At 67.2% G+C, this 2642-nt stretch carries 2 protein-coding genes and 1 pseudogene; 1 reads left to right on the top strand and 2 read right to left on the bottom strand.

All coding sequences use genetic code 11. From position 1 onward, the window contains the following. Nucleotides 1-152 (bottom strand): annotated as a pseudogene (locus ACXJKR_RS29390) (MarR family transcriptional regulator); the annotation flags it as partial. A 121-nt stretch (nt 153-273) separates the two neighbouring features. Between ACXJKR_RS29390 and ACXJKR_RS29395 the strand changes: the two are divergent. Further along, the gene (locus ACXJKR_RS29395) at nt 274-636 is read left to right on the top strand and encodes a DUF1304 domain-containing protein (RefSeq protein ID WP_457325858.1); all 363 of its coding nucleotides are present in this window, start codon (nt 274-276) and stop codon (nt 634-636) included. Here the strand turns inward: ACXJKR_RS29395 and ACXJKR_RS29400 are convergent. Then, complete coding sequence (locus ACXJKR_RS29400; protein ID WP_457325859.1) at nt 633-2567, bottom strand: ATP-binding cassette domain-containing protein; 1935 nt, start codon at nt 2565-2567, stop codon at nt 633-635. The two genes, ACXJKR_RS29395 and ACXJKR_RS29400, sit on opposite strands and share 4 nt — an antisense overlap. Between the last annotated feature and the right edge of the window lie 75 nt (nt 2568-2642).

Genomic DNA, 2642 nt, shown 5'->3' on the forward strand with positions numbered 1-2642 from the left:
GGATAGGTCAGGCCCAGCGGCGCCAGCAGGGGCTTGTAGATGCGGGTCATGGCCAGCGAGCTGCTGTACAGCGCGAAGCAGAGCTGGCGGTCCAGCTGCAGCCATTCGCCGCGGGGATCGGCGTTGGGGGGTGGGGTCTTGCTGCGTGCCATGGCCATTAATGTAGTTCGCAATTCAATTGCGTACAAGTTAAATGGTCTTTCATGCGACACCGGACGCTAGGGCGATCTGAGACGATGCGCCACCCCCAATCACAAAAGACGAGGAGAGACGATGCAGATGGTCGCAATCGTGCTGTCGGCGCTGGTCGCGCTGTTGCACCTGTATTTCCTGGTGCTGGAAATGTTCTTCTGGACCAAGCCGCTGGGCCGCAAGGCCTTCGGGCTGAAGGCGGACTTCGCCGAGCAGACCAAGGCACTGGCGGCCAACCAGGGCCTCTACAACGGCTTTCTCGCCGCAGGCCTGGCCTGGGGCCTGATACAGGGCGCCGCAGGCGTGGGCAAGCCCTGGCTGGTGTTCTTCCTGGGTTGCGTCGTCGTGGCCGGCGTGTTCGGCGCGGCCACGGCCTCGAAGAAGATCCTTTTCGTGCAGGCGCTGCCAGGCGCGATTGCCCTGGCCGCGGTGCTCGCGATCTAGGCGTTCAGCGCCTCGATCTGCTCACCCAGCTCCAGCCAACGCGCCTCGTCGGCTTCGAGCTGGTCGCTGATCGCCTTCAGGCGCTTGCCCATCTCGGCAATGGCCGAGGCGGCAGCGCCTTCGGCGAGCTGGGCTTCGATGCCGGCGCGCTCAGTGGCGAGAGCATGCATGCGCTTGTCGATCTGCTCCATCTCCTTGCGCAGCGGCCGCGTCTGGTCGGCCAGCTTGGCGCGCGCCTGACCCGAAACCTTGCGGTCCTCGCGCGCGGCAGGCGCAGGCGCAGCTGAAGCCTTGACCACTGGCGCCGGCGCTGCCGCCGACTGCTTCTTGGCTGCACGGGCGGCTTCCTTGCTCTGGTCGAGCAGCCAGCGCTGGTAGTCGTCCAGGTCGCCGTCGAAGGGTTTGACGACGCCGTCGGCCACCAGCCAGAACTCGTCGCAGACCTCGCGCAGCAGCGCGCGGTCGTGGCTGACCAGCATGACGGTGCCCTCGAACTCGTTGAGCGCCATCGACAGCGCCTCGCGGGTGTTCAGGTCCAGGTGGTTGGTGGGTTCGTCCAGCAGCAGCAGGTTGGGGCGTTGCCACACCAGCATGGCCAGCACCAGCCGCGCCTTCTCGCCGCCAGACAGGCTGCCGACTTGCTGGTTGACCATGTCGCCAGTGAAGCGGAACTGGCCGAGGAAGTCGCGCAGTTCCTGCTCGCGGCCGGCTGGGCCGACCTCGCGAGCCAGCCGCACCATGTGCTCCAGCGGGCCTTCGTCCAGGCGCAGCACGTCCAGTTCCTGCTGGGCGAAGTAACCGATGGACAGGCCCTTGCCCTGCGTTAGCCTGCCCGCCAGCGCTGGCTGGGTACCGGCGATGGTCTTCACCAGCGTCGACTTGCCCTGGCCGTTGGCGCCGAGGATGCCGATGCGCTGTCCGGCCAGCAYCGAGCGGTCGATGTCGCGCACGATCGTGGTCGTGCCGTAGCCGGCTGACATCTCGTCGAACATCAGCATCGGGTTGGGCAGATTCAGCGGCTCGCGGAACTCGAAATTGAAGTCGGCAGACGCCAGCACGGGCGCCAGCCGCTCCATGCGCTCCAGCGCCTTCACGCGGCTCTGCGCCTGCTTGGCCTTGCTGGCCTTGGCCTTGAAGCGGTCGATGAATTTCTGCAAGTGGGCCACGCGGTCCTGCTGCTTGGAGAAGGCGGCCTGCTGCAGCACCATGCGCTCGGCGCGCTGCGTCTCGAAGCTGGTGTAGTTGCCGCCGTAGCGCACCAGCTTGCCTTCGTCCAGATGCAGCGTGACCTTGGTGATCGCGTCGAGGAATTCGCGGTCATGGCTGATGATGATCAGCGTGCCGTCGTAGCGCTGCAGCCAGGCTTCCAGCCAGACCAGGGCGTCCAGGTCCAGGTGGTTGGTGGGCTCGTCCAGCAGCATCAGCTCGGCCGGGCACATCAGCGCGCGGGCCAGCTGCAGGCGCATGCGCCAGCCGCCGGAGAAGCTGTTGACGGGAGCGTCGAGCTGCTCGGTCTTGAAGCCAAGGCCCATCAGCAGCGCCTGGGCGCGGGAGCGGGCGTCGAAGGCGCCAACGTCGGCCAGCAGCGCGTGGGCGTCGGCCATCGCATGGCCGTCGTTGGCGGCTTCGGCGGCTTCTAGCGCGGCGCGGGCAGCAACCAGCGGCAGGTCGCCTTCGAGCACGTAGTCGGTCGCGCCGTCCTCGGTCTCGGGCATGTTCTGGGCGACCTCGGAACGACGCCAGTGCTTGGGCACCTCGACCTCGCCCTTGTCGTTGCCCAGGCGGTGCGTCAGCAGCGCAAACAGGCTGGATTTGCCCGCGCCGTTGCGGCCGACCAGGCCGATCTTTTCGCCGGGCTGCAGCGTGGCGGAGGCGTTGTCCAGCACCACCTTGACGCCGCGGCGCAGCGTGATGTCGCGAAGTGTGATCATGTCGCCGCCTGCCGGGCCGCCCCAAAGGCGGCGAAGCCCCCTCGGGGGGCAGTGAGTGAAACGAACGTGGGGGCT

This window comes from Roseateles sp. P5_E11 (assembly GCF_054049355.1).